Raw genomic sequence first — 4,178 nt, 5'->3', positions numbered from 1 at the left:
GGTGGCCGAAGGTGTCATCGGCGCGACGTCGCAGCAATATCCGTTGCAGATGGCAGCACTCGGCATCGAGGCGATCGCTGCTTTCGCCAAGGACGGAACCAAGCCGAAGCCGACCGAAGGCAAGGACTTCTTCGATACCGGCGTCAACCTGGTGACCGACAAGCCGGCCACCGGCGTGAAGTCCATCGACACCAAGGAAGGCCTCGCCAAATGCTGGGGCTGATGCCGGTCTGACAGGCATCTACCGAACCTGGGCGGCTGGGGCTTGATCCCCGGCCGCTTCGGGTGGACGATGGCTCGCGTGACCGCGAACAATCCCGGCGACAGACCGGAAAGGCGTGGACTGGCGTCGGCGTTTGGCTGAAGCCTTCGGGGAGAAAACATGGCTCAAGCTCAGGAATTCGAGAAAGTTCTTTCGAGCAGCGACACAAGCGTTGCCGCTTTCGACGAGCACAAATCGGCCGTCAAGCGCATCCAGCATTTCCTGCATTCGACGCCGGCCGCAGTGCCGCTGATCGTCCTGGTTCTGGCGATCATCGTTTTCGGCATCACCATCGGTGGGCGGTTCTTTTCGTCCTACACGCTGACGCTTATCCTGCAGCAGATCGCCATTATCGGCATTCTGGGTGCTGCGCAGACGCTGGTCATCCTGACCGCGGGCATCGACCTGTCGATTGGCGTGATCATGGTGATTTCAGCGGTGATCATGGGCAATTGCGCGGTCAGCTACGGTATGCCGAGCGCGCTCGCCGTGGCGATCGGGCTTGCCGCCGGCGCGGCATGCGGGCTGCTCAACGGCGTGCTCGTCGCCTACATGAAGCTGCCGCCCTTCATCGTGACGCTTGGCACCTGGAACATCGTCATGGCCACGAACTTCATCTATTCGGCCAACGAGACGATCCGCGACACCGACGTCGACACCCAGGCGCCGCTCCTGCATCTCTTTGCCATCAGCTTCAAGGTCGGCACGGCGGTGCTGACGCTCGGCGTCATTGCCACGGTCGTGCTCGTGATGATCCTCTGGTACGTGCTCAATCACACGGCATGGGGTCGCCATGTCTACGCCGTTGGCGATGATCAGGAGGCGGCGAAGCTGTCGGGCATCCAGACCAAGAAGGTGCTGATGACGGTCTACACCCTTGCCGGGCTGATCGCCGCTTTCGCTGCCTGGGTCTCTATCGGTCGCAACGGCTCGATCTCGCCGTCGGCTGCCGTCACCGACTACAATCTCCAGGCGATCACCGCGACGGTGATCGGCGGTATTTCCCTGTTCGGCGGACGCGGCTCGATCCTGGGCACGCTGTTCGGCGCGATGATCGTCGGCGTCGTCTCCATGGGCCTCAACATGCTGGGCGCCGATCCGCAATGGAAGGTGCTGCTCACCGGTGTGCTGATCATCGGCGCCGTGGCGGTCGACCAATGGATCAGAAAGGTTTCGGCATGACCATGACCCAGGAACCCATTCTCACCGCGCGTGGCCTAGTCAAGCGCTACGGCCGCGTCACCGCCCTCGACAACGCCGACTTCGACCTCTACCCCGGCGAAATCCTTGCTGTCATCGGTGACAATGGCGCCGGCAAATCGTCGCTCATCAAGGCGATTTCCGGCGCTGCCGCGCCCGATGAAGGCGAGATCCGGCTCGAAGGAAAACCCGTCTCCTTCAAATCGCCGATGGAGGCCCGCGAAGCCGGCATCGAGACCGTCTACCAGAACCTGGCGCTGTCGCCGGCGCTGTCGATCGCCGACAACATGTTCCTTGGCCGCGAAATCCGTAAACCGGGTTTTCTGGGCGATTGGCTTCGCATGCTCGATCGCCCGGCGATGGAAAAGCGCGCCCGCGACAAGCTTACCGAACTTGGCCTGATGACCATCCAGAACATCAGCCAGGCTGTGGAGACGCTCTCGGGCGGCCAAAGGCAGGGCGTTGCCGTGGCGCGTGCGGCCGCCTTTGGCAGTCGTGTGGTGATCATGGACGAGCCGACAGCCGCCCTTGGCGTCAAGGAAAGCCGCCGCGTGCTCGAGCTGATCCTCGACGTCAAGAAGCGCGGCCTCCCGATCGTGCTGATCTCGCACAACATGCCGCATGTCTTCGAAGTGGCCGATCGCATTCACATCCATCGGCTGGGCCGTCGCCTCGCCGTCATCGACCCCAAGCAATATACGATGTCCGACGCCGTCGCCTTCATGACAGGAGCCAAGGCCCCGCCGGAGGCGGCGCTGGCGGCTTGATACATGTCGCCCAAGTGGCTGGCGCATGGCGACACGGCAAGCACGGAACAGGGATTTGAAGCGCGGCGCGCGGGCCGTCTTGGCGCGTCACACTTCAGAATTGCCAAATTGCCGCAGGGGGCAAGCCGGATCGAACCTGTTTAAATCGATTGAATAGTTGGCGGTATCAGCTAGCATGGGCTGGGAGGAGCGATGAAAGCCGGTATGATCATGGCAACCGCACGAGAGGCATCATGACGAGCGCGATGACATCCGAACCCCTTCCGCCACTGCTCGAAAATCCTGACCCAAAGACGCTCGCACGTGAAGTCTTGGTTGCCCTCAAATACAGGGTCGGCAAGGACACCACCGTTGCGACCCAGTACGACTGGCTAACCGCCTCGATCAAGGTCGTGCGCGACCGGATCGTCGATCACTGGATGCAGGCGACGAGAGAGGCTTACGACCAGAAGGAAAAGCGCGTCTATTATCTGTCGCTGGAATTCCTCATCGGCCGCCTGATGCGCGATGCTTTCTCCAATCTGGGCCTGATGGACAACATGCGCGAGGCGCTGTCGTCGTTGGGTGTCGACCTCGACTTGATTGCAGCACTCGAGCCCGATGCGGCGCTCGGCAATGGCGGTCTCGGGCGGCTCGCGGCCTGCTTCATGGAAAGCATGGCGACCGTCGACATTCCCGCGCATGGCTACGGCATTCGCTATGCCAATGGCATGTTCCGGCAGGAGATTCACGACGGCTGGCAGGTCGAACTGCCAGAGACCTGGCTTGATCACGGTAACCCGTGGGAATTCGAACGTCGCGAACGCTCCTTCGAGGTTGGTTTCGGCGGTTCGGTGGAATCGATCACCTCCAAGGACGGCCGCCTCGAACGCCATGTCTGGAAGCCGACCGAGCATGTGCTGGCCGTCGCCTATGACACGCCCGTCGTCGGCTGGCGGGCCAATCGCGTCAACACGCTGCGGCTCTGGTCGGGCATGCCGATCGATCCGATCCTGCTCGACAAATTCAATGCCGGCGACCACATCGGCGCGCTCGCCGAAAGCAACAAGGCCGATGCCTTGTCGCGCGTGCTCTATCCCGCCGATTCCCACAAGGCCGGGCAGGAACTGCGGCTCCGGCAGGAGTATTTCTTCTCCACCGCCTCGCTGCAGGACATCGTGCAGCGTCATCTGAGCCAATATGGCGACCTGAAGTCGCTGCCCGACAAGGCTGCGATCCACCTGAACGACACCCATCCGGCCATCGCCGTGCCGGAGTTGATGCGCCTGTTGATGGACGTCCACGGCATGGACTTCGACCAGGCCTGGGATATCACCCAGCGCACCTTCGGCTACACCAACCACACACTGCTGCCCGAGGCGCTGGAAAGCTGGCCGGTGCCGCTGTTCGAGCGGCTTTTGCCGCGCCACATGCAGATTGTCTATGCCATCAACGCTGAAGTGCTTCTGGAGGCGCGTGCTTCCAACCAGTTCTCGGACGAGCAGATTGGCCGCATCTCGCTGATCCAGGAAAATGGCGATCGCCGGGTGCGCATGGGCAATCTGGCCTTTGTCGGCTCGCATTCCATCAACGGCGTTTCGGCTCTTCACACCGACCTGATGAAGGAGACGGTGTTCGCCGACCTGCACAAGCTCTATCCCGATCGCATCAACAACAAGACCAACGGCATCACGCCGCGGCGCTGGCTGATCCAATGCAATCCCGGACTGACGTCGCTCGCCCGCGAGGCGATCGGCGACCGTTTTCTCGATGACATCGACGCCATCAGGGATCTCGACGGTTTCGCCGGCGATGCCGCCTTTCGCGACAAGTTCGCCGCCGTCAAGCGCGCCAACAAGGCGCGATTGGCCAACCTCGTCGCCGACCGGCTCGGCATCAAGGTCGATCCTTCGGCGCTTTTCGACATCCAGATCAAACGCATCCACGAATACAAGCGCCAGCTTCTGAAC

The 4,178-nt window shown here is 62.0% G+C and carries 3 protein-coding genes and 1 pseudogene; all 4 read left to right on the top strand.

From position 1 onward, the window contains the following. Nucleotides 1-223 (top strand): annotated as a pseudogene (locus EN984_RS24700) (sugar ABC transporter substrate-binding protein); the annotation flags it as partial. Nucleotides 224-382: 159 nt separating this feature from the next. Further along, entirely contained in the window at nt 383-1,444 is a 1,062-nt protein-coding gene (locus EN984_RS24695) for an ABC transporter permease (protein ID WP_127269995.1), read from the top strand. A 2-nt stretch (nt 1,445-1,446) separates the two neighbouring features. Further along, nucleotides 1,447-2,229 carry an ATP-binding cassette domain-containing protein gene (locus EN984_RS24690; RefSeq protein ID WP_164748811.1) on the top strand — a complete coding sequence of 261 codons (783 nt, stop codon included), beginning with the start codon at nt 1,447-1,449 and terminating at the stop codon, nt 2,227-2,229. Nucleotides 2,230-2,462: 233 nt separating this feature from the next. After that, the coding region (gene glgP, locus EN984_RS24685) for a glycogen/starch/alpha-glucan family phosphorylase (RefSeq protein ID WP_127384012.1) at nt 2,463-4,178 on the top strand (1,716 nt) is incomplete at its 3' end.

Source organism: Mesorhizobium sp. M7A.F.Ca.CA.004.12.1.1 (assembly GCF_003997835.1).
Lineage (GTDB): Bacteria > Pseudomonadota > Alphaproteobacteria > Rhizobiales > Rhizobiaceae > Mesorhizobium.
This window is presented reverse-complemented; position numbering and strand designations above follow the sequence as displayed.

Coding starts and splice junctions, on each gene's coding strand:
- EN984_RS24695 (WP_127269995.1), top strand. CDS start 383: ATGGCTCAAGCTCAGGAATTCGAGAAAGTTCTTTCGAGCAGCGACACA.
- EN984_RS24690 (WP_164748811.1), top strand. CDS start 1,447: ATGACCCAGGAACCCATTCTCACCGCGCGTGGCCTAGTCAAGCGCTAC.